The 20836-nt window shown below is 69.2% G+C and carries 21 protein-coding genes and 1 tRNA gene; 4 read left to right on the top strand and 18 right to left on the bottom strand.

Annotation, left to right across the window (positions count from 1 at the left end; genetic code table 11):
- Positions 1–28: 28 nt before the first annotated feature.
- From queG to EGK63_RS06490, 3 genes are all read right to left on the bottom strand, one after another.
- The gene (queG, locus tag EGK63_RS06500) at positions 29–1144 is read right to left on the bottom strand and encodes a tRNA epoxyqueuosine(34) reductase QueG (RefSeq protein WP_125900469.1); all 1116 of its coding nucleotides are present in this window, start codon (positions 1142–1144) and stop codon (positions 29–31) included.
- Positions 1145–1282: 138 nt separating this feature from the next.
- Positions 1283–1969, bottom strand: a complete 687-nt coding sequence (locus EGK63_RS06495) for a glutathione S-transferase family protein (protein ID WP_125900468.1) — start codon at positions 1967–1969, stop codon at positions 1283–1285.
- A 64-nt stretch (positions 1970–2033) separates the two neighbouring features.
- Positions 2034–3014, bottom strand: a complete 981-nt coding sequence (locus tag EGK63_RS06490) for a cation diffusion facilitator family transporter (protein WP_243637603.1) — start codon at positions 3012–3014, stop codon at positions 2034–2036.
- A gap of 127 nt (positions 3015–3141) precedes the next feature.
- Here EGK63_RS06490 and EGK63_RS06485 point away from each other — a divergent pair, with 127 nt between their 5' ends.
- The gene (locus EGK63_RS06485) at positions 3142–3948 is read left to right on the top strand and encodes an undecaprenyl-diphosphate phosphatase (protein ID WP_125900467.1); all 807 of its coding nucleotides are present in this window, start codon (positions 3142–3144) and stop codon (positions 3946–3948) included.
- 90 nt (positions 3949–4038) lie between these two features.
- Here EGK63_RS06485 and EGK63_RS06480 read toward each other — a convergent pair whose 3' ends face one another.
- Together EGK63_RS06480 and EGK63_RS06475 are read right to left on the bottom strand one after the other, a co-directional pair.
- Positions 4039–5010, bottom strand: a complete 972-nt coding sequence (locus tag EGK63_RS06480; RefSeq protein ID WP_125900466.1) for a complex I NDUFA9 subunit family protein — start codon at positions 5008–5010, stop codon at positions 4039–4041.
- 144 nt (positions 5011–5154) lie between these two features.
- Positions 5155–6819 carry an amidohydrolase gene (locus EGK63_RS06475; protein ID WP_125900465.1) on the bottom strand — a complete coding sequence of 555 codons (1665 nt, stop codon included), beginning with the start codon at positions 6817–6819 and terminating at the stop codon, positions 5155–5157.
- Positions 6820–6894: 75 nt separating this feature from the next.
- On the opposite strand from EGK63_RS06475, the gene EGK63_RS06470 reads away from it, so the two are divergent.
- Positions 6895–7326, top strand: coding sequence for a DUF488 family protein (locus EGK63_RS06470; protein WP_125900464.1), 432 nt, complete (start codon positions 6895–6897; stop codon positions 7324–7326).
- 6 nt (positions 7327–7332) lie between these two features.
- Here the strand turns inward: EGK63_RS06470 and EGK63_RS06465 are convergent, their stop codons facing one another.
- The 13 genes from EGK63_RS06465 to hppD form a co-directional block, all read right to left on the bottom strand.
- Entirely contained in the window at positions 7333–9303 is a 1971-nt protein-coding gene (locus EGK63_RS06465; protein ID WP_125900463.1) for a M1 family metallopeptidase, read from the bottom strand.
- A 52-nt stretch (positions 9304–9355) separates the two neighbouring features.
- Positions 9356–10633 carry a multidrug effflux MFS transporter gene (locus EGK63_RS06460; RefSeq protein WP_125900462.1) on the bottom strand — a complete coding sequence of 426 codons (1278 nt, stop codon included), beginning with the start codon at positions 10631–10633 and terminating at the stop codon, positions 9356–9358.
- A 104-nt stretch (positions 10634–10737) separates the two neighbouring features.
- Positions 10738–11865 carry an HlyD family secretion protein gene (locus tag EGK63_RS06455; protein WP_165906546.1) on the bottom strand — a complete coding sequence of 376 codons (1128 nt, stop codon included), beginning with the start codon at positions 11863–11865 and terminating at the stop codon, positions 10738–10740.
- A gap of 13 nt (positions 11866–11878) precedes the next feature.
- Positions 11879–13570: an MFS transporter gene (locus tag EGK63_RS06450; protein ID WP_125900461.1), complete on the bottom strand. Its 1692-nt coding sequence runs from the start codon at positions 13568–13570 to the stop codon at positions 11879–11881.
- Positions 13567–14121 (bottom strand): TetR/AcrR family transcriptional regulator, encoded by a 555-nt coding sequence (locus tag EGK63_RS06445; RefSeq protein WP_243637602.1) that lies wholly within the window; start codon positions 14119–14121, stop codon positions 13567–13569. Before EGK63_RS06445 ends, EGK63_RS06450 begins: the two co-directional genes overlap by 4 nt.
- Positions 14122–14533: 412 nt before the next feature.
- Positions 14534–14618: transfer RNA gene (locus tag EGK63_RS06440), tRNA-Leu, on the bottom strand.
- Between the two features lie 103 nt (positions 14619–14721).
- Positions 14722–15729 carry a fumarylacetoacetate hydrolase family protein gene (locus EGK63_RS06435; protein WP_125900459.1) on the bottom strand — a complete coding sequence of 336 codons (1008 nt, stop codon included), beginning with the start codon at positions 15727–15729 and terminating at the stop codon, positions 14722–14724.
- 71 nt (positions 15730–15800) lie between these two features.
- A complete protein-coding gene (locus EGK63_RS06430) occupies positions 15801–16100 on the bottom strand; it encodes a hypothetical protein (RefSeq protein ID WP_125900458.1) in 300 nt (99 codons plus the stop codon).
- Complete coding sequence (locus EGK63_RS06425) at positions 16091–16561, bottom strand: isoprenylcysteine carboxylmethyltransferase family protein (protein WP_125900457.1); 471 nt, start codon at positions 16559–16561, stop codon at positions 16091–16093. Before EGK63_RS06425 ends, EGK63_RS06430 begins: the two co-directional genes overlap by 10 nt.
- Positions 16558–16926 carry a cupin domain-containing protein gene (locus tag EGK63_RS06420; protein WP_125900456.1) on the bottom strand — a complete coding sequence of 123 codons (369 nt, stop codon included), beginning with the start codon at positions 16924–16926 and terminating at the stop codon, positions 16558–16560. The genes EGK63_RS06425 and EGK63_RS06420 overlap by 4 nt, the downstream gene beginning before the upstream one ends.
- Positions 16923–18005 carry an isoaspartyl peptidase/L-asparaginase family protein gene (locus EGK63_RS06415; protein WP_125900455.1) on the bottom strand — a complete coding sequence of 361 codons (1083 nt, stop codon included), beginning with the start codon at positions 18003–18005 and terminating at the stop codon, positions 16923–16925. Before EGK63_RS06415 ends, EGK63_RS06420 begins: the two co-directional genes overlap by 4 nt.
- A gap of 155 nt (positions 18006–18160) precedes the next feature.
- Positions 18161–18346 (bottom strand): hypothetical protein, encoded by a 186-nt coding sequence (locus EGK63_RS06410; protein WP_125900454.1) that lies wholly within the window; start codon positions 18344–18346, stop codon positions 18161–18163.
- Positions 18347–19432: a 4-hydroxyphenylpyruvate dioxygenase gene (gene hppD / locus EGK63_RS06405; protein WP_125900453.1), complete on the bottom strand. Its 1086-nt coding sequence runs from the start codon at positions 19430–19432 to the stop codon at positions 18347–18349.
- A 224-nt stretch (positions 19433–19656) separates the two neighbouring features.
- Between hppD and EGK63_RS06400 the strand changes: the two genes are divergently transcribed.
- Positions 19657–20238, top strand: a complete 582-nt coding sequence (locus EGK63_RS06400; RefSeq protein WP_125900452.1) for a YqaA family protein — start codon at positions 19657–19659, stop codon at positions 20236–20238.
- A gap of 55 nt (positions 20239–20293) precedes the next feature.
- Entirely contained in the window at positions 20294–20833 is a 540-nt protein-coding gene (locus EGK63_RS06395) for a disulfide bond formation protein B (protein ID WP_125900451.1), read from the top strand.
- The last annotated feature ends 3 nt before the right edge of the window (positions 20834–20836 follow it).

Raw genomic sequence — 20836 nt, 5'->3', positions numbered from 1 at the left:
CGTCAGGCTGCGCCTGCCACCTTCTCCCTCAAGGGGAGAAGGACCATTCCTGTTTGACCTCTTCGTCCGTTTCCTGCCGTAGCCGCGCCGCGCGCTCGGCCGCGAACCGTTCCGGCGAAAGACGCGACAGCGCCCAGATCGCCCCGCCGCGCACCACGGGGGCGGGGTCGTCCAGCAGGGCCTCGACCGGCGCGATCAGCGCAGCGTCCCCGGAATTGCCCGCCGCATACAGGGCATTGCGAATGAAGCGGTCGCGGCCGATCCGCTTGACCGGGCTCTTGGTGAACAGGGCGCGGAAGGCGGGGTCGTCCAGCGCCAGCAGGTCCGCCAGCGGCGGCGACTTCAGCGCGTCGCGCGCCTGCAGCCGCGCCTCCGACGCGCCTTGCGCGAACTTGTTCCACGGACAGGCGGCCAGACAGTCGTCGCAGCCGTAGATGCGATTGCCCGTCGCGATGCGGAACTCGCGCGGCCAGGCGCCCGCATATTCGATGGTCAGGTAGGAGAGGCAGCGCCGGGCGTCGATCTGGAACGGCGCCGGAAAGGCCTGGGTCGGGCAGGCGTCCAGACAGGCGGTGCAGCGGCCGCAATGCTCGACCTCGGCCTCGTCCGGCTCGATCTCGGCGGCGGTCAGTATAGTCCCCAGGAACAGCCAGTTGCCGTGGGTGCGGCTGAGCAGATTGGTGTGCTTGCCCTGCCAGCCCAGGCCCGCCCGCTGGGCCAGCGGCTTCTCCATCAGAGGGGCGGTGTCGACGAAGACCTTGACCTCCTGGCCCAGCCGCGCGGCGATCTGGCCCGCCAGGATCTTCAGCCGCCCCTTGATGACCTCATGATAGTCGTCCCCGCGCGCATAGACGGAGATATAGCCCGCCGAGGCGTCCTCAAGCTCGGGCCGGGGGTCTTCGTCGGGGCCGTAGTTCATGCCCAGGACGATGGCGGTCTTCGCCGCGTCCCACATGGCGGTGGGGTGGGCGCGGCGCTCCAACGTCGTCTCCATCCAGCCCATGTCGCCGTGACGACCCGCATCGACGAAATGGGCCAGCTTCTCGCCCGCGCTCCACGGATCGCTGGCCGAGGCGAAGCGGCACACGCCGAAGCCCAGTTCGGCGGCGCGCTGTCGGATGAAGATGCGGGGATCGGCCGCCATGAGGGCGCTTTAGACCATTATCGGTTTGGATTGAATCAATCCAAACTCAGATCAATGGTCCAAAATAAATGCTTGAGCGAAGATCTGGGTTCACATGCGATCGCATGTGAACCGATTTCGCTTTAGCCCTGTGGAGCCTCAGAAGTCGAGGTCGGCGTACCAGGGCGCCGGATGCACGCCGGGGAAACGGTCGCCCAGCAGAGGCCGGAAACAGGGGCGCGACTTCAGCTTGGAATACCACAGCTTCAGCGACGGCCAGGACGCCCAGGCGATCTCGCCGAAATAGTCGAGCACCGACAGATGGCCCGCCGCGATCAGGTCGGCCTGGCTGAGACGGCGCCCGGCCAGCCACTCGCGACTCGACGCCAGCGGCTCCAGCACCGTCAGATGGCTTTTCAGCGCTTCGCGGCCTTCGCGCAGCATGCGGGCGTCGGGCGGTCCCAGGCGCAGGAGGGGCTTCTCCATCCGCTCATGCAGCAGGACGGCGTCCACCTCGTCGGTGAAGCGGCGGCTGAACCAGGTCGCCAGACGGCGCGCCTCGGCGCGCTCGGCCGCATCGGCGGGCAGCAGGAAGTCGCCCTTGGAACGGTCTTCCAGCCAGCCCAGGACGGCGTCCAGCTCGCACAGGGTCAGCGGCCGGTTCTTTTCCGTCGTCGTCAGCACCGGCGGCATGCCCGAGGGGTTCAGCTCGAACAGGGGGCAGTCGTCCTCCCACGGGCGGACAGCTTCCTCGCCATACTCGACCTTGGCCTCGCCCAGCGCCAGCCGCGCCGTGCGCGAAGCCGGATGAAAGGCGAAATGATAGAGGACGGCGGGCGTGGACATCGTCCGCCTTCATGCGCCCGCGCGCGTTAAGGCTCCGTTTACCGCGCGCGATTGTCGCAGGGGGTCAGGACCAGGAGCCGCTGCGGGCCACAGGCGCGTCGGGCGCGGTCGATTCCGGCGCCGTCGGGCGGGGCGGAGTGAAGGCGCCGCCGTGCGGCTCGGCCGCGCCGCGCGGGTCGGCGTGGATCAGGATGTCGGCGTGGGGAAAGGCCTTCAGCACCCTCTTCTCGGCGTCCAGGATGATGTCGTGCGCGGCCTTGAGGCTGAGCTCGGGGTCCAGGTCGACGTGCATCTGCACCATCAGGGCCTGACCGGCCATGCGGGTGCGCAGCTGGTGGACGTTGGCGATGCGGGGGTCTTCGGTCACGGCGGCGACGATGGCGGCGCGCTCCTCGTCCGAGGCGGCCTGGTCCAGCAGGTGGCCGGCCGCGCCCTTCAGCAGATTGATCGCGCCCCAGGCCAGCCAGACCGCGACCACCAGGCCCGCCGCCGCGTCCAGCCCCGGCGCCTTGAGAAAGGCGCCCGAGATCACCCCGATCAGCACCACGACGCTGGCGGCCAGGTCGGCGACGTAGTGGGCGCGGTCGCCCGCCACGGCCAGGGAGCCGGTCTTCTTCATCGCCCGCGTCTGCATCCACACCAGGCCCGCCGTGACGGCGATGGACAGGACGACCACGCCGACGGCCCATCCGCCCGAGGTGACGGGGCGGGGATCGAAGATGCGCTGCACCGCCTCCCAGCCGATGAAGACGCCGGACGCCAGCACCATGCCCGCCTGCACCAGGGAGGCCAGGCCCTCGGCCTTGCCGTGTCCATAGCGATGGTCGTCGTCGGGCGGCGCAGCGGCCCAGCGCACGGCGAAAAAGGTCGCCAGCGACGCGATCAGGTCCAGCGTCGAATCCGCCAGGCTGGCCAGGATGGAGACCGAGCCGGACGCGCCCAGGGCGAAGGCCTTCATGAGGATCAGCAGGACCGCCGTCGCCACCGACAAGGTGGTGATCCGGCGCGTGGTCTCATGGGCGGCGTCGAGGGGGGAGGCGGTCATTTCCCTGCCCTTGTCGCCCAAAACGGCGCCCGCGCCAATGGCGGCGACGGGGCTGGGACGCTAAGGAGAGGAGACGGGACGCCGCAGGGCGCAGCGCGCCCGACGTAAAGATCGAGACGGAGCATTCATGGCGGACTGGCTGACGGCGATCCTTCTGGGTCTGGTCGAAGGGTTGACCGAGTTCATTCCGGTGTCGTCCACCGGCCACCTGCTGCTGCTGGGGCATTTCCTCGGCTTCGAGAGCACCGGCAAGACATTCGAGATCGTCATCCAGCTGGGCGCCCTGCTGGCCATCATCAGCGTCTATTTCAAGCGGTTGTGGACGCTGGCGACGCGCTGGCCCTTCGACCCCGAGGCGCGGCGTTTCCTGATCGGCCTGCTGGTCGCCTTCGCCCCCGCCGTGGTGATCGGCTTCCTGGCCTACGGCTTCATCAAGACGGTGCTGTTCGAGACGCCGCTGGTGGTCTGCGTCGCCCTGATCGTCGGCGGGGTGCTGCTGCTGTGGCTGGACCGCATGAACAAGATCCCCACCTATCTCGATGCGGACCGCTATCCCTTCCGCGTCTATTTCCTGATCGGCCTGTTCCAGTGCCTGGCCATGATCCCCGGCGTGTCGCGCTCGGGCGCCACCATCGCCGGCGGCTTGCTGCTGGGCACGGACAAGCGGTCGGCGGCCGAGTTCAGCTTCTTCCTGGCCCTGCCGACCATGGGGGCGGCGGTCTTCTATGATCTGTTCAAGAACCGCGACGTGCTGGACTTCAGCGACCTGGGCCTGATCGCCATCGGCTTCATCGCCGCCTTCGTCTCGGCCCTGGCCGTGGTGCGCTTCCTGCTCGACTTCGTATCCAAGCGCGGCTTCGGCCCCTTCGCCTGGTGGCGCATCGTGGTCGGCGTCGTCGGCATCATCGGCCTGGGCGTGACGGGCGCGCTGTAGAATCGATAACCCTAAGCCGTCATCCTCGGGCTTGACCCGAGGATGACGAAGGCAGGAAGAAACACCGAAAACGCGCCGAAATCAGACAGATCAGGCGGCGGGGCTTTCGGCGTACTGGCCGCCGTCGCGGTAGCGCCACAGATAGCTCGGCGCGATGGCCTCCAGCCCCGAAGGCTCGACGCCCAGATCGGCCAGGCCCTTGGCGCCCGGCGCCACGACGTTGTCGCTCTCCAGCAGCACGACCTGATCCTTGGTCAGGGCGGGGGCCAGGCCGATCACGGCCGGGATCTGAGCCAGCGAGCCGATCAGACGCGCGACCGGGAAGGGCAGCGGCAGCAGGATGTTCCTGCGGTTGGTCTCGCGCAGGATGAACTTCAGGATGTCCTCGAAGGTCCAGACCGACGGCCCGCCCAACTCATAGGTCTCGCCCTCGGCTTCGGGGGCGACGGTCGCGCGGGCGACGGCCTCGGCGGCGTCGGCGACATAGACGGGCTGGAACTTCGTCTGGCCGCCGCCGATCAGCGGCAGGACCGGCGACCAGGTCGCCATGGCGGCGAAGCGGTTCAGGAACTGGTCGCCCGAGCCGAAGACGATCGACGGGCGCACGATGACTGCGCCGGGGAAGGCGGCGCGCACGGCGGCCTCGGCCTCGCCCTTGGTGCGGGCGTAGTCGGCCTTGCCGTCGGCGTCGGCGCCCAGGGCCGAGATGTGGGTCAGACGCTTGGCGCCCGCCGCCCTGGCCGCCTCGGCGACATTGGTCGCGCCCTCGACGTGCAGGGTCTGGAACTTGCGGCCGCCGGTCTCGAACAGGATGCCGACCAGGTTGATCACGGCGTCGGCGCCGCGCACGGCCTGCGCCACCGCAGCCTTGTCGGTGATGTCGCAGCGCACGACCTGAACCTGGCCGACGTCGCCGGCCATGTGCAGCAGGGGCGCGCTCTTGGCGTTGCGCGCGGCGACGCGCACGCGCCAGCCGCGACGGGCCAGGGCGCGCACCACCTGGGTTCCGATGAAGCCCGAGCCTCCGAACACGGTGACCAGACCGGGGGCGAAATCAGCCATCTCAGACGCTCCAACGCCAAGCCCCGGCCGCAGATGCAGCCGGAGGCGAAAATCTCATGGGCGGGGCTTAACCGAAGCGGCCCCGCCCCGCAACGAGAAGGGACGGGATTCCGCCCTGCCCGCCTGCCCGATCAGTCGGCCCCCTCAGTCCGCCCGGTGGACGATCCGCCCGCCCACGACCGTCAGCACGGCCCGGCCCTTGGGGATGTCGGCGACGGGGACGGTCATCAGGTCGATGTCGAAGGCGGTGAAGTCGCCGCGCTTGCCCACCGCGATGGTGCCCAGCTCGTCCTCGCGGAAGCTGGCGTAGGCGGGCCACAGGGTGAACATCTTCAGCGCCGTCGCCCGATCGACCGCTTCGTTCGGGCGCCAGTCGGGACCCTGGAAGCCGCTCAGATCGCGGCGCGCCACGGCGGCGTAGAACTCGATCAGCGGATCGCCGCGCTCGACCGGCGCGTCCGAGCCGCCGACCACGATCACCCCGCGATCCACCAGCGTATGCCAGGCGTAGGCCCCGTCCAGACGGGCGTCGCCCAGGCGGTCGGCGGCGAAATGCAGGTCGCCGATGGCGTGGCTAGGCTGCATGGAGGCGATGATCGGCAGTTCGTCGAAGTAGTGATAGTCGCTGGGCCGGATGATCTGGGCGTGCTCGATGCGCCAGCGCGGATCGGCCAGCTTCCACTCGGCCTTCGGCACGGAACGCAGGGCCTCTTCATACCAGGCGGCGACGTCGTGGTTGCCCTGGTCGCCGATGGCGTGGGTGGCGATCTGGACGCCGGTGCGCAGCGCCTCCTGATACAGCGGCATGACCTCCTCGCGCGAGGTGCGCATCAGGCCGGTGGTGTCCTGGCGATCCGAATAGGGCTCGAACAGCTTGGCCCCGCGCGAGCCCAGGGCGCCGTCGGCGTAGAATTTGATCGCCCGCGTGATGACCAGGCCGTCGCCCGCGTCGCGTGGACCGCCCGCCATCAGGGCGCGCGCGTCGCCCATGTCGATGTTGTTGTAGACGCGGGCCGTGGCCTCGCCGTCGCGCGCCATCTGCTCCAGCAGGGGCACGTCCTTCCACGGCGCGCTCATGAAGTGGATGCCGGTCCAGCCGTAGCGAGCATAGACGTCGAAGCCCGCGCGATAGGCCGCGCGCGTGGCCGCCGCATCGGCCTGGGGCGCCAGGCCCGCGATCAGATCGCCCGAGGCGTCGATCAGCAGGCCCGTCGGCCGGCCGTCCGGTCCCTTCAGGATGTCCCCGCCCGAGGGCGAGGGCGTCGAGGCGTCGATCCCCGCCGCCTTCATCGCCGCGCTGGACACGGCCACCGCATGGCCGTCGGCGCGGGTCAGCATCACGATCCGGCCCGGCGCGGCGGCGTCCAGGTCGGCGGCGGTCAGGAAGCGTTTCTCGGGCCAATGGGTCTCGATCCAGCCGCGGCCGACGATGACGCCCTCGGGATGGGCCTCGGCCCAGGCGCGGAGCCTCTGCATGGCCTCGACGACGGAGGCGGAGCCTTCCAGGTTCAGCGTCGTCTCGCGCCAGCCGATGCCGTCCAGATGGGCGTGGCCGTCGGTGAAGCCGGGGAACAGCGCCGCCCCCTTCAGGTCCACCACCTCCAGCCCCTCGGCCGAGGGCGCGCCGTTCGCCGCGCCGACATAGGCGATGCGTCCGTCGCGCACGACCACCACCTCGGCGGTCGGCCGGGCTTCGTCGCCGGTATGGATCGGCCCGCCCCGGATCAGCAGGTTCTGGGCGTAGGCCGCGGGCGCGGCCGCCAGCATCAGGGCGGCGGCCAGGGACAGGGTCTTCAGGGTTTGGATCATCAGCGCCTCCAGTCGCGGCGCAGGGGAGCCGCAGCCGGGCTTGGCGTCAAGCGATCCTGCGCGCATCATCGCCGCATGAAGCTGTTCACCATCGGCTATGAAGGCGCGACGCAGGCCCAGGTCATCGACCGGCTGAAGGCGGCGGGGGTGGAACTGGTCGCCGACGTGCGGGCGGTCGCCTCGTCGCGCATCGCGGGCTTTTCCAAAACCGTCCTGGGCGAAAGTCTGAAGGCCGAGGGGCTCGACTATCTGCAACTGCGCGCCCTGGGCACGCCCAAGGCCGGGCGCGACGCGGCGCGCAAGGGCGACGCCGCGACCATGCGCGCCGTCTTCAGCGCCCATATGCAGGAGCCGGACGCCGAGGCCGCCTTCCAGCGACTGCGCCATGCGGCGGGCGAACGGCGCGTCGCCCTGCTGTGCTTCGAAGCCGACGCCTGCGGCTGCCACCGCTCCATCCTCGCAGACCGGCTGGCGCGCGAGGACGGGGCGGAGGTGACGAACCTCTAGGCGGTCTTACGGACGCCCCACCACCTGATCGACCGAGTTGCTGGTGACCGGGTGATACAGCGGTCGGGCCTTGGCGTAGATGCGCGTGGCGATGGGGCGGCCCCAGTCGCCTTCGGCCCACAGGGTTTGGAACAGCGGCAGGACGAATTTGCGCCGCCCCTGGCTGGTCAGGAAGCGGTCGGCCGTGGCGACGGCGGGCTCGTAGCGGTTGGCCAGGGCGGCCTGCAGCCAGGCGAAGACCAGTTCGGCGTTGCCTTCGCGGTCCAGCTTCAGCGTGCTTTCCAGATCGGCCAGCTGGGCCGGGGTCAGCCAGTCGGCGCCCGCCGCCAGCCCCTCGGGCCGCCACGACAGGAAGCGCAGGCGCTGCTGGGTGTTCCAGTCCTTCCACGGCACGGCCGAGGCCGGGCCCTTGGCGACGTAGAAGGCGCGCGCGGCCGCATCGACCGGCTCGAAGGCGTGCGACACCGGCGCCTGGACGTTGGACGGCAGGCCCGGTTCATAGACCCAGGCGTTCAGCTGCAGCCGTTGCTCCAGGGCCGCGTCGCCCTTGATCAGGTGCGTGCGGATATCCTCCAGGAAACGTTCCGACGTCATCGGCCGCCAGGCGTTGCGCTCGAAATAGCCGCGCAGCCAGGCGTCGAACTTCTCGCGCCCGGCGATCTGTTCGATGGTCCGCAGGAAGGCGGCGCCCTTGTCATAGGCGATGGTGTTCATGCCGTCGTCGGGATCGCGCCCGGTCAGCTCCAGATGCAGGCGGGTGTCGGCGGGGGCCAGCGCCTTCAGCTCGTCCTGCAGCCCGCCCCAGGCCAAAACCTGTTCCTGCACGGCGGCGTCGCGGCCGTAAACGGCCTCCATGATCCGGTTCTCGAAATAGGAGGTGAAGCCTTCGTTCAGCCAGAAGTCGTCCCAGGTGGCGTTGGTCACGAGGTTGCCCGACCAGCTATGCGCCAGCTCGTGCGCCACCAGCGAGACCAGCGAGCGGTCCCCGGCGATGATGGTCGGGGTGGCGAAGGTCAGCATGGGGTTCTCCATGCCGCCGAAGGGGAAGCTGGGCGGCAGGACCAGAAGGTCGTAGCGGCCCCAGCGATAGGGGCCGTACAGGGCCTCGGCCGCGTCCACCATCTCGGCGGTCGGCTGAAGCTCGTGCGCCGAGGCCTGAAGCTGGCTCGGCTCGGCCCAGACGCCGGTGCGCTCGTCGAACGGGGCGAAGGCCAGGTCGCCGACGCCGATGGCGATCAGATAGGGCGGGATCGGGTTGTCCAGCTTGAAGCGCCAGGCCTTGGTCCCGGCGCCGGCCGCCTCGCCCTTCGGCGTCAGCTGCTCGGCCGACATGACGACGGTCAGATCAGCCGGGGCGGTGATGCGGGCGCTATAAGATTGGCGGACGCCGGGGCTGTCCTGGGTCGGAATCCAGGTGCGGGTCAGGATCGCCTGGCCCTGGCTGAACAGATAGGGCTTCTGGCCGCCCGCCGTCTGCTGCGGGCTGAGCCACTGCAGGGCCGAGGCGTCGGGGCGAGTGGAATAGTCGATGACGATCTTCTGCGTCTCGCCGCCCTGGAAGGCCGGGATGCGCACGGTCAGGGGCTGGCCCTTGATCGGATCCGACGCGCCCAGGCTCCATTGCAGGGCGCGGCCCTGAGCGTCGGTCACGCCTTTGATGTCCAGCATCTTGGCGTCCAGCACCACCTCGGTCGCGCCGGGACGGCCGGTCACGTCCAGCGTCGCCTTGCCCGCCAAGGTCTTGGCGGCGAAGTCGGCGGCCAGGTCCAGATCGACGTGCGTCACCCGCGCCTCGGCCGGGCGGGCGTAGGAGTGGGCGTCGTTGACGTAGTCGGTCGCGGGGGCCGGGGCCGGCGCGGCGGGGACCAGAGGAGTCATGGGGGTGATCTCTCCGGTCGTGGCGCAGGCGCCCAGGGACGTGGCGAGGGCGGCGGCGAGGGCGAGGGCGGAAACCCGCCCGACCAGCTTCAGGGTCATCGAACGCTCCGTATTCAGATGCGCCCGAAAAGGCCCCCTCGCGCCCGAAAGATCAAGCCTTTGCTGCGGGCGGCGGCAGGTGTTGCGCCTTGAACAGCCGCCCTTTCTCGGCCGCCAGCACCAGCGCCAACGCCGCGACGCCCAGCAGGACGAAGCCCACGGTCATCGGCACGGTCGAACCGTCGAACTGCTGGCCGATGGCGAAACCCAGCAAGGCGCCGCCGATCGAGGAGATGAAGCCCTGGGCCGAGGAGGCCGTGCCCGCGATATGGCCCATCGGCGCCATGGCCATGGCGCCGAAATTGCCGGCGATGAAACCGAAGCAGAACATCTTGCAGGCCTGAAGCGCGGCGAACATCCACAGGCTGTCGTGGCCCAGCCAGGCGATCACGGCGTGCAGGGCGCTGAAGCCGATGAAGCCGATCAGGGCCGTATGCGCGATCAGGCGCGAGCCCAGCTTCTCGACCAGGCGGGCGTTCAGGATCGAGGCCACGGCGATGCCCGCCGCCACCAGGGCGAAGACGACGGGGAACAGGCCCGGCGCCTTGAACACGTCGAAGAAGATCTGCTGCGAGGAGTTGATGAAGCCGAACAGCGCCCCGCTGATGACCGTCATGGCCAGGGTGTAGCCCATGCCCTGACGGCTGGTCAGGGCGAAGCGGAAGGCGCCGGCGATGCGACCGAGATTGATCGGCATCCGGTCCTCGGCGTGCAGAGTCTCGGGCAGGCGCAGCCCCGCCCAGATCATGAAGGCGCCGCCCGCCAGCGCGAAGACGCCGAAGATCCACGGCCAGGGCGCGACCAGCATGATCATCTGCCCTACGGCGGGGGCCAGGATGGGCACGCCCAGGAAGACCAGGAAGCTCAGCGACATGACCCGCGCCATGGTCCGCCCGGCATAGCGGTCGCGCACGATGGAGACGGCCAGCACCCGCGTCGCCGCGGCCCCGATCCCCATGCCGACCCGCGACAGGATCAGCATGTCGAAGGTGTGGGCGAAGGCGGCCAGCACGCTGAAGGCGACGTAGATCCCGATGCCCGCGAACAGGGCTGGGCGGCGACCGTATCGATCCGACAACGGGCCGTAGAGCAGCTGCGCCACGCCGAAGCCCAGCAGATAGGCGGTGATCACCCACTGGCGGCTGTTCTCATTGGTCACGCCCAGGTCTTCGCCGATGTGGGGCAGAGCCGGCAGCATGGCGTCGATCGCCAGGGCGTTCAGCGCCATCATCACGGCGATCAGGCAGACGAATTCGGCGAAGCCCGGCCCCTTGGCGGGAAGCGACGGCTTGGCCTCGATCTCGGCGGGCGGGGTCGGGGCTCGGGTCATGCAGAGCAGATGCAGCCTGCGACAGGCTGACGCAACCCTGCAAAGGTGAAGTTTTTTCGCGCTGCAACAATAAGTCAGGCGATGAGCGGGACCAGACCTGGAGCCTAGTCCTTCACCTGAATCCGCGCCGTCACCGACATGCCGGGCGACAGACGCTCGACGCCTTCCTGCCCCGGATCGACGGCGATGCGGACGGGGATGCGCTGAGCCACCTTGGTGAAGTTGCCGGTGGCGTTGTCGGGACGGATGACGCTGAACTCGGAGCCGGTGGCGGGCGAGATGCGCTCGACCTTGCCGGTCAGGACGCGGCCGCCCAGGGCGTCGACGGTGATCTTGACCGGCTGGCCCACGCGCACGTCGCGCATCTGGTTCTCCTTCATATTGGCCGTGACCCAGACCACGTCGGGGACCAGGGCCGTCATCTGCGTGCCGACCGCCACCTGCTGGCCCTGACGCATGGATATCTCGCCCAGACGGCCGTCGCGCGGCGCCTCGATGCGGGTATTGTCCAGATCGATCTGGGCCAGCCGCACCTGGGCGCGGGCGTTCTCGACGGCGGCTTCCAGCGAGCCCCGGCTGACCACGGCCGAGGTCACGCCGGTTTGGGCCACGTCCTCGGCGGCGCGGGTTTCGGCCAGTTGGGCCTCGGCGGCGCGCAGGGCGTTCTGGGCCACGTCGACCTGGGCCTGGGCGACCCAGCCGCCCTCGAACAGGGTGCGCACGCGCGTCGCATCGGCGCGGGCCTTGGTCACGGCCGACTGGGCGGCGGCGATGGCGGCGCGCGTCTGGGCCACCGATCCGCGCGCCGAGGCCTGGCTCTGGGCCGAGTTGGTCAGAGCCGCCTCGGCCGAATGCAGCGAGGCCTGCGCCTGCTCGAGCCGCTGGCGATAGATGCGGTCGTCGATGGTGGCCAGCAACTGGCCCTGCTTCACCGTCTGGAAGTCCTGCACCTCGACCGAGGTGACGTAGCCGCTGACCTGGGGGCTGATGATCGTCACCTGGCCGCGCACATAGGCGTTGTCCGTCGTCTGCGGTCCGCCCGAGAACGGCGGCAGGCCCCAGGCGTGCAGGATCAGTCCGGCCCCGATCAGGGCGATCACGCCCAGGACCACGCCCCACATCATCCGCCGCTCCTTGGAGACGAGAGGCGGGGGCGCGGCGGGCGGCGGCGCCGGAGCCGGCGTTGGGGCTTGGGCGGGAGGCGGCGGGGCGGAGGGGGAGGCGTCGGTCATGGTCGTATCCGGTTCACTCGGCGGAGGGCGCCGGCGCTTGGCTCGCCTGGGCGGCGTCGCGACGGCGGGCGCACAGCGCCTCGATGCGGGGGCGGTAATGGTTGACGGCGACCCAGACGGCGCCGACGGCGGCGACCACGGCGATCATCAGGAAGACGTCGTTGTAGGCCAGCACCTGGGCCTGTTGGCTGACCTGCTGGTGCAGCAGGCGCAGGGCCGCGCCCTGGCGCAGGGCCGGGTCGTCGATGACATGGGCGTAGGCGCCGCCCAGCTGTTGCAGTCGCTGCACCGTCTCGGGATCGCCCAGGCCGATGCCCTCGGCCAGCTGGTTGGAATGGAACTTCTCGCGCAGGGTCTGGACGGTGCCGATCAGGGCCGAGCCCATCAGGCCGCCGACGTTCTGACACAGGGAGAAGAAGATGATGAAGCTGATGAAGCTCTTGCCGCCGCCCTGCAACACCTTGCCGAAGCCGATGATCATCGTCGGCCCGATGAAGAAGGCGGCGGCGAAGGCCAGCAGGGCCTGGCTGACGTACAGCTCGCCCGGCCGCGTCAGCACGGTGGCGTGGCTGTCCAGATAGGCGCCCAGGGCGATGAGGCCCAGCGCGATGGAGATCGGCTTCCACAGCTTGGTCGGGTTCAGGGTGAAGGCGCTGACCAGCGACCCCGCCGCCGTGGCCGCCAGCATGACCCAGAACAGGTCGTGCATCTGGTCGTTGCCCAGCCCCATCTGCTGCAGGAAGCCGACCGCGCCGGTCGTCTGTTCCGACAGCACGATCCGCACCAGCAGGATGGCCAGCATCAGCCGCACGATGTCGCGCCCGGCCAGCCAGCGCAGGTCGATCAGGGGGTTGGCGCGGTTGTATTCATGGATGGCGGCGGCCGACAGCAACAGGACGGCGGCGGCCAGGGCCCAGCCGACCCACGGCGCCTCCAGCCACCAGACGATCCGCCCCAGGCCCAGCACGGCGCTGAGCAGCGCCATGCCCGGCGCGAACAGGGCGAAGGTGATGAAGTCCTGCGGCTCGAAGCTCTTGATGCGCTGGGCGGGCGGCATCTTCAGGGCGAAGACGGCGGCCAGCGTCACCAGCACCAGCCCGACCTCGAACATGTAGAAGGCCCGCCACAGGTCGCGGTCCAGCAGGGCGGTCAAACCCAGCCGCGCCATGGGGATGGCCAGGCTAGACAGGCCGACGCCCAGGATAATGCTTTTCAGGCGGTGCTGCGCCGGGAAGGCCTGGATGATGTAGAGGATGCCCAGGGTCGTCATGCCCGCTGCCGCGACTCCGGCGACCGCGCGAACCACCAGGGTGGAGACGAAGTCCTGCAGGAACAGGTGCGCCAGGGCGGCGGCCAGGAAGACGATCAGCACGATCTCGGCGAACAGCCGCAGACCGTATTGCAGGCGGAACTTGACCAGCAGCAGGTTCATGCTCGCATTGGTCATGACGAAGATGACCGGCAGCCAGGCCGCCTCGGCCAGGGTCACGCCCAGCGATCCCGCCAGTTGCGGCTGGCTGGCCGTCACGGCCGCATTGCCCAGGCTGCCGGTCAGAGTGACCAGGGCGCCGACCAGGCCATAGGCCAGACGCCAGGGCATGGCGTGGTCCGGCGTGGACGGCGAGCCGGGCATGACCGGCCGCTCGTGCGGCTTCAGCGTGGCGAAGAAGTCCTCCCACGGCAGATTCCAGTGACGGCGGCTCATGCGGGGGCCCCGCCTTGCGGGCGCACCATGTCCAGCGCCAGCTCCAGCGAGCGGCGGCTGAGGGCGATGCGGTCCTCGGGCGAGACGACCGCCCGCGACGGCGCCCCCAGCATCAGGGCCAGGACGCGAATGTCCTCGACCGTCAGGTCGGGCCGCACCCGCCCCGCCGCCTGGGACACGGCCAGGGCCTCGGCCCCGGCTTCGCGCACGCCCTGGCGCACCGGCTCCATCGCCTCGACCTTCAGGTCGCGGATGAGCGCGGACAGGCCGGCGCTGGTCATCATCAGGGCGACCAGCTGTTCCAGGAACCACAGGAAGGCGTCGGGATCATCCAGCCGAGCGCGCGTGCGGCGGCCCAGATCCTCGATCTGCTCGACGAAGATCGCCAGCACCAGCGCCGACCGATCGGCGAAGTTTCGATACAGCGTCGCCCGCCCCACCCCGGCCTTTTCGGCGATCAGGTGCAGGGGCACGTCCAGCCCGTCGCGCGCAAAGGCCTCCTCGGCCGCCTTCAGCAGCCTTTCGCGGCGTTCCGCGGCGTCTTGTCGCAAGGGACGGTTCATGAGACGCTAAGTGGACACTTGTGTCCGGTTGTTCAAGAGGCATTCGTCTCTTGAATGCGCAAGACGCGCGCAAGCTGCGCCGCGACGGCCCGTCGGGCGCATCGCCGTGCTACAAGTCGCGTTGCAGACGAGGGACGAGGAAGGACGATGATGCCCGCACGCCCATGGAAAGCCCTCGCGGTCCTCGGCGTCTGCGTGATGCTGTCGGGCTGCTATTCCTGCTCGCTCAACGGCGGCTGGGAGCGGCAGATGAATCCGTTCTGCGCCGAGGGCGGCGCCCTGGTCGGCGCCGCGCCCTTGTCCGTTGAAGCGTCCGCGATCCCGCTAGCGGGTCGTCATGCGCGATACGATGCGCCGAGGAGAGCGTCGCTCCAATCCTCAGCGGAGACTTGAAGTCAGCTGGTGCCGGTGGTCGGACTCGAACCGACACTCCTTGCGGAACCGGATTTTGAGTCCGGCGCGTCTACCAATTTCACCACACCGGCACGGCTAGGCTCAAGGCGGCGCAATCTAGCGGCGGCGAAGCCTCCGTCAATCGGTGAAGCGCCGCCGCCGCCAGTTTTTATCGGATGAGGGAGGCCTGAAGGCTCAGGCCGCCGCCACCGTCTGTTCGATGGCGCCGAACAGGGTGTGGTGCTTGTCGTCCAGCATTTCGATGCGGACGGTGTCGCCGTGCTTGAGGAAGGGGGTCTTGGCCGCGCCGGTCTGGATGGTTTCGACCGTGCGGATCTCGGCGATGCAGCTGTAACCCAGGCCGCCTTCGGATACCGGTTTGCCGGGGCCGCCGTCGGCGTCCTTGTTCGACACCGTGCCCGAGCCGATGATCGTCCCGGCGCTTAAGGAGCGGGTCTTGGCCAGATGGGCGATCAGCGTGCCGAAGTCGAAGGTCATGTCGACGCCCGCGTCGGCCTTGCCGAAGTCTTGGCCGTTGATCTGAACCAGCAGCGCGCCCGACAGCTTGCCGTCCTTCCAGCGGTCGCCGAGGGCGTCCGGCGTGACGAAGACCGGCGACAGGGCGCTGGCCGGCTTGGACTGGACGAAGCCGAAGCCCTTGGACAGTTCGGCCGGGATCAGGTTGCGAAGCGAGACGTCGTTGACCAGGCCGACCAGACGGATCGCCGCCAGGGCCTCTTCCCGCGTCGCGCCCAGCGGCACGTCGCCGGTCACAACCACGATCTCGGCCTCCAGGTCGCAGCCCCAGGCCTCGTCCTTCAGCGGGATGGCGTCGCGCGGCGACAGGAAGCCGTCGGAGCCGCCCTGATACATCAGCGGGTCGGTCCAGAAGCTCTGCGGCATCTCGGCGCCGCGCGCCTTACGCACCAGCTCGACATGGTTCACATAGGCCGAGCCGTCCGCCCACTGATAGGCGCGCGGCAGGGGGGCGGCGGCGTCGCGCTCGTGGAAGCGGCCGCGCGGCACGCCTTCGTGCTCCAGGCTTTCGGCCAGGGCGCGCAGCAGCGGCTCGCACCGCTCCCAGTCATCCAGCGCCGCCTGCAGCGTCGGGGCGATCAGGAAGGCGTCCGTAAACCAGTTCAGGTCGTTGGAGACGACGACGAGGCGGCCGTCACGGCCGTGCTTGAGCGAGGCGAGTTTCATGAGAAGAAGCTAGTCTTGAGAGCGAAGCTTGGAAAGCGGATTGAGCGAAGATCAGCGCATGAAGACGCCGTTCAGCGCGTTTCGACGCCCGGCGGACTGATGACGGCGCGAGCCTCGGCCCCGGTGCGTTTGGCCGGGTCGCGCACCTCGACCTCGACGATGATCGCGCCGGCGGGTTCATGCGCCCACAAGTAGCGGCGCTCGACCTCGACTTCGCGACCGGATGGAGCCATGCCCTCATAGGTATCGCCCCAGGGGGTGACGGCCTTCAGCTCGACCCAGCGCAGGGCGCAGGCGGCGTCCAGCTCCTCCAGCGCCATTTCGGACAGTTCGTCGGCGTGGGGCGCGGGGGTTTCAGGGCTCACAGCCATCGACGGACCTTCTGGCGATAGGCGTCGTATTCGGCGCCGAAACGGACGGAAAGATAGCGTTCCTCGCGGGCGATGACGAAGCGATCGACCACGATCAGGCAGGGGAGCAGCAGACCGAGGGCGATCGGGCTGTCCATGGCGATCGCCAGCCCCAGATAGGTAATGGCGAAGCCCAGATAGATGGGGTTGCGGCTGAAGCGGTAGAGACCGCCCGTGGCCAGGACCGTCGTCGGCTTCCACGGCTCGGGCGGGGTGCCCAGACGACGGAAATAGCCGGCCGCCGCTCCGTCCAGAAACAGGCCGCCCAGAATCAACGCCAGGGCCGCGCCGCGCCGAACCTCGGTCGCCAGACCCAGCGACGGCTCGACCAGCCACTGGCCCAGCCCCCAACCGCCCAGCAGGAAGGCGAAATAGATCGCGGGCGGCGGAACGATGACGCCGGAATGGTCGCCCTTGCTCATATCGCCTGCCCCATCGGCGCCGTGAAATCGGAAGTCGGAGCGTCGCCCGTGTTTACGACCTCGGACGGCTCGAAAATCATCACCTCGGCCTCCTCGTCGGCGGCGGTGCGGTGTTCGACGCCGCGCGGGACGACGATGAACTGGCCTGGCTCCAGCGTCTCGATCCGGTCGCGGAACTCGACCCGGAACCGGCCTTTCCAGACCAGGAACATCTCATCCGCCTCGACATGGCTATGCCAGGGGAAAATCCCCTGCACCTTGACCAGTCGCACGTCCTGACCGTTCAGCTGCGCCGCGACGCGCGGCCGCCAGTGATCGGAGAAGGCCGCGAACTTCTGTTCGAGATCGACGACCTGGCCGGTCATCGCGACACTTCGTCGCCGTAGATGGCCACGCGGGCGGGCGCACTCGAGGACACCGACCCACGATACATGCCCGAGGTGTTCATCGAGAAGGCGTGCACGCCGTCCTTGCCCATGACGATGACGCCGCCGTCCCCGCCGATGGTCCCGACCTCGGCGATCTCGGCGTCGGCGGCCTCCTGGACGGTCGCGCCTTCGGCCGTGCGGCGGCAGATGTCGCGCGCGACGGTGGCGCGGATGAAATACTCGCCCGTGCCGGTGGCCGAGACGGCGCAGCCGTCGGCGTTGGAAGCGTAGGTGCCGGCGCCGATGATCGGCACGTCGCCGACGCGGCCCCAGCGCTTGGCCGTGGTGCCGCCGGTCGAGGTGCCGGCGGCCAGGCGGCCCTGGCTGTCGACGGCCACGGCGCCGACGGTGCCGAATTTGCGCTCGTCCAGCGGAGCTTCATGCAGGTTGAAGGCCAGCGGCGCGGCCGGGCCCAGGCGGGCCGGTTCGGCGGGCGCGCCTTCCGGGCGCGGCGGCAGGGGCTCGCCCCGGTCGCGCAGCGCCTTCAGCAGGGCCTGCCAGCGGCTTTCGGTGAAGAAGAAGGAGGGCGCCACCTCCTCCAGCCCGGCCGAGCGGGCGAAGGTCTCGGCGCCTTCGCCGATCAGCATGACGTGGGGCGACTTCTCCATCACCGCGCGGGCGGCGGCGATGGGGTGGCGCGTGCGGGTCAGGCCCGCGACGGCCCCGGCGTTCAGCTCCGTTCCGTCCATGACGGCGGCGTCCAGTTCGTTCTTCCCGGCCGAGGTGAAGACGGCCCCGCGCCCGGCGTTGAACAGGGGGTTCTCCTCCATCACCTCGATGGCGGCCTGAACGGCGTCCAGCGACGAGCCGCCCCGCGCCAGCACGGCCGACCCGGTGTCCAGCGCGGCCTGCAGACCCGCGCGATAGGCGGCGTCGCGCTCCGGGCTGAGCTGGGCGCGTTCGATCACGCCCGCGCCGCCGTGGATGGCGATCGACCAGGTCGGGGCGTCCTGGGCGGAGGCCGGCGAGGCCAGCAGGGCGGCGGCCGCAGCGGCGGCCAAGGCGATGGATTTCATTTCAGGCTCCCCATTATTTTCTCCTCCCCCATGACATGGGGAGGTGGATCGTCGGCTATCGCTGACGAGACGGAGGGGCGGCTCGGTTTTCGCTGAAGAGGCCCCTCCACCGCTTCGCGGTCCCCCTCCCCACGGCGTGGGGAGGACAACTCAGTCTAGCGTCTGTGATGCAGGCGTCGCCACAGGCGGTGGGCCAGGATGGGGGCGAAGCCGCAGACCAGGGCGGCGGCCAGCACCATCCAGAAGCCGCCCCCCAGCCAGTACTCGCCCGCCAGGGCCCCGGCCCCGGCCGCCAGAAGCGGGCCGAGCCAGGGCAGCCAGTGCGGAGGCCGAAACCGCATTCAGGCGTCGACCTTGATGACGCCGCGACGGATCTGGTCCAGCTCGATCGAGTCGAACAGGGCCTGGAAGTTGCCGTTGCCGAAGCCTTCATTGCCCTTGCGCTGGATGATCTCGAAGAAGATCGGGCCGAAGGTGTCCTGGGTGAAGATCTGCAGTAGCAGACCCTCCTCGTCCGAACCGTCGATCAGGATGCGGTTCTTGCGCATCCGCTCCACGTCCTCGCCGTGGCCCGGCAGGCGTTTGTCGATCAGTTCGAAATAGGTCTCGATGGTGTCCTGGAAGTCGACGCCGCGTTCGCGCATGGCCTCGACCGTCTCGAAGATGTTCTCGGTCGTCAGGGCGATGTGCTGGATGCCTTCGCCGTTGTAGCGGCGGATGAATTCCTCGATCTGGGAATTCTCGTCCTGGCTTTCGTTCAGCGGGATGCGGATGGCGCGGTCGGGCGCGATCATGGCCTGGGAGAACAGGCCCGTCGCCTTACCCTTGATGTCGAAATACTTCTGCTCTTCGAAGTTGAACACCGAGCTGTAGAAACCCGACCAGGTGCGCATCTCGCCGCGACGCACGTTGTGGGTCAGGTGGTCCAGGATTTCGAGGCCCATGGAGTTCTTGCGCTCGGCCTCTTCCCAGCCCTCGATCTCGTCCCAGGCGTCATACAGGGAGCCGGTCTCGCCGTACTGGTCGACGACATAGAGCAGGCTGCCGCCGATGCCCTGCAGCACATAGGGGTAGTCGCCGGCCAGGGCGCCGCCGTTCACGCCTTCGGCCTTGCGGGCGCCGCGCGCCAGCGCGCCTTCATAGGCGGCCTTGGCGTCGGCGACGCGGAAGGCCATGCCGTTGGCCGAGGGGCCGTGGTCCTTGGCGAAGTCCGCCGCCTGACCGGCGGGCGTGCGATGGACCAGCATGGTGATGTCGCCCTGCTTCAGGCGCACCACGCCGTTGGCCGGGTTCACGTGGGTGGGGGTGAAGCCCATCAGCTCCAGACGCGAAATCATCGCCTCGGGCTCGGGGCCGGTGAATTCGACGAACTCGAAACCGTCGACGCCGAGGGGGTTTTCCTGGTCGAGTTTGGCGGCATCCTGCATGGCGCGTCTCCTCTCTCTTATGGTTTGACGCGGCTCAGGCCTGCATGGCGCGGCCGCTGATTGGGGCGGAACCTACTGGCGGGGCGGTGTCGGGCGCAAGGCGGCTGTGGACTGAAACGGCACACGTTCCGGTGTCGCAGGCGATCGTTCGCCTCTCGCGCCGTTTCGTCTGGCCTGCTATCGGGCGAAGGACGAGAGGCGGGGGCCTCGATCGGGACGCCTGAATGCTTCGCAAGCTCTACGACTGGGTCTTCTCCCTGGCCCGCCACCGTCACGCCACGCGCTCGTTGGCCGTCGTTTCCTTCGCCGAAAGCTCCTTCTTCCCGATTCCGCCGGACGTCATGCTGGCGCCCATGGTGCTGGCCAAGCCGGAACGCGCCTATTTCTACGCCACGGTCTGCACCATCGCCTCGGTGCTGGGCGGGATTCTGGGCTACGCCATCGGCTACTGGCTGGAGCCGGTCGGCATGTGGATGCTGGCCCTGCTGGGCAAGGCCGACACCTTCGAGGCGTCCAAGGCCCTGTTCCAGCAGCACGGCGCCTGGGTCATCCTGATCAAGGGGCTGACGCCCATCCCCTTCAAGCTGATCACCATCGCCTCGGGCATCTTCCAGTTCAATCTGGCGCTGTTCATCGCCCTGTGCGTCGTGACGCGCGGCGCCCGCTTCTTCCTGGTGGCCTTCGTGCTCAAGCGCTGGGGCCCGCCGATGCTGGCGATCGTCGAGAAGCGGTTAGCCCTGTTCACCGTGCTGTTCCTGGCGCTGCTGGTCGGCGCCTTCTTTATGGTCAAGCTGATCGGTCACTGATCGACGCCGGTCCCCGCTCAGTTTATGAGAGGCGCCTGGTTCCTGTGAGGCGCAGATGAGCGCGATCTACAAATTGCTGACCCGCTGGTGGACGGCCTTCGCCCTGACCGCCGCCCTGGCCATGCTGGGCGCGGCCCATGCGTTCGAGCGGTTCGGCGGCCTGGCGCCCTGCAACCTGTGCCTGAAGCAGCGCGAGGTCTACTGGGCCGCCGTCGCCATCGCCGGGGCCGCCACCTTCTGGGCCCTGTTCAGCCGGGCCAGCCGGGGCACGCCGCGCATCGCCTCCTTCCTGCTGGCGGCGATCTTCCTGACCGGAGCGATCACGGCGGGCTATCACGCCGGGGGCGAGCTGAAGTGGTGGGCCTTGCCCGCCACCTGCATGGCCGCGCCGAGCACCACCATCGACCTGTCGGCGCTGACGGCCCTGGTCGACGGCACGGGCGGAAGCACGGGCTTCGTCTCCTGCGGCGACATTCCGTGGAGCTTCGCCGGCCTGTCGATGGCGGGCTGGAACTTTGTGATCTCCCTGGCGCTGGCTATCTTCAGCCTGCTGGCGGCGAAACGTCCCAAGGACGCCCGCGCGCCGAGGAGCTAGGAT

This window comes from Brevundimonas sp. 357 (genome assembly GCF_003938605.1).
Taxonomy (GTDB): domain Bacteria; phylum Pseudomonadota; class Alphaproteobacteria; order Caulobacterales; family Caulobacteraceae; genus Brevundimonas.
The sequence above is the reverse complement of the archived record's forward strand: the minus strand, read 5'-3'. Positions and strand labels throughout refer to the sequence as shown.

Excerpts from the sequence above, each read along its gene's own strand:
- queG (WP_125900469.1), bottom strand. The coding sequence starts at position 1,144 with ATGGCGGCCGATCCCCGCATCTTCATCCGACAGCGCGCCGCCGAACTG.
- EGK63_RS06495 (WP_125900468.1), bottom strand. The coding sequence starts at position 1,969 with ATGTCCACGCCCGCCGTCCTCTATCATTTCGCCTTTCATCCGGCTTCG.
- EGK63_RS06490 (WP_243637603.1), bottom strand. The coding sequence starts at position 3,014 with ATGACCGCCTCCCCCCTCGACGCCGCCCATGAGACCACGCGCCGGATC.
- EGK63_RS06485 (WP_125900467.1), top strand. The coding sequence starts at position 3,142 with ATGGCGGACTGGCTGACGGCGATCCTTCTGGGTCTGGTCGAAGGGTTG.
- EGK63_RS06480 (WP_125900466.1), bottom strand. The coding sequence starts at position 5,010 with ATGGCTGATTTCGCCCCCGGTCTGGTCACCGTGTTCGGAGGCTCGGGC.
- EGK63_RS06475 (WP_125900465.1), bottom strand. The coding sequence starts at position 6,819 with ATGATCCAAACCCTGAAGACCCTGTCCCTGGCCGCCGCCCTGATGCTG.
- EGK63_RS06470 (WP_125900464.1), top strand. The coding sequence starts at position 6,895 with ATGAAGCTGTTCACCATCGGCTATGAAGGCGCGACGCAGGCCCAGGTC.
- EGK63_RS06465 (WP_125900463.1), bottom strand. The coding sequence starts at position 9,303 with ATGACCCTGAAGCTGGTCGGGCGGGTTTCCGCCCTCGCCCTCGCCGCC.
- EGK63_RS06460 (WP_125900462.1), bottom strand. The coding sequence starts at position 10,633 with ATGACCCGAGCCCCGACCCCGCCCGCCGAGATCGAGGCCAAGCCGTCG.
- EGK63_RS06455 (WP_165906546.1), bottom strand. The coding sequence starts at position 11,865 with ATGACCGACGCCTCCCCCTCCGCCCCGCCGCCTCCCGCCCAAGCCCCA.
- EGK63_RS06450 (WP_125900461.1), bottom strand. The coding sequence starts at position 13,570 with ATGAGCCGCCGTCACTGGAATCTGCCGTGGGAGGACTTCTTCGCCACG.
- EGK63_RS06435 (WP_125900459.1), bottom strand. The coding sequence starts at position 15,729 with ATGAAACTCGCCTCGCTCAAGCACGGCCGTGACGGCCGCCTCGTCGTC.
- EGK63_RS06430 (WP_125900458.1), bottom strand. The coding sequence starts at position 16,100 with ATGGCTGTGAGCCCTGAAACCCCCGCGCCCCACGCCGACGAACTGTCC.
- EGK63_RS06425 (WP_125900457.1), bottom strand. The coding sequence starts at position 16,561 with ATGAGCAAGGGCGACCATTCCGGCGTCATCGTTCCGCCGCCCGCGATC.
- EGK63_RS06420 (WP_125900456.1), bottom strand. The coding sequence starts at position 16,926 with ATGACCGGCCAGGTCGTCGATCTCGAACAGAAGTTCGCGGCCTTCTCC.
- EGK63_RS06415 (WP_125900455.1), bottom strand. The coding sequence starts at position 18,005 with ATGAAATCCATCGCCTTGGCCGCCGCTGCGGCCGCCGCCCTGCTGGCC.
- EGK63_RS06410 (WP_125900454.1), bottom strand. The coding sequence starts at position 18,346 with ATGCGGTTTCGGCCTCCGCACTGGCTGCCCTGGCTCGGCCCGCTTCTG.
- hppD (WP_125900453.1), bottom strand. The coding sequence starts at position 19,432 with ATGCAGGATGCCGCCAAACTCGACCAGGAAAACCCCCTCGGCGTCGAC.
- EGK63_RS06400 (WP_125900452.1), top strand. The coding sequence starts at position 19,657 with ATGCTTCGCAAGCTCTACGACTGGGTCTTCTCCCTGGCCCGCCACCGT.
- EGK63_RS06395 (WP_125900451.1), top strand. The coding sequence starts at position 20,294 with ATGAGCGCGATCTACAAATTGCTGACCCGCTGGTGGACGGCCTTCGCC.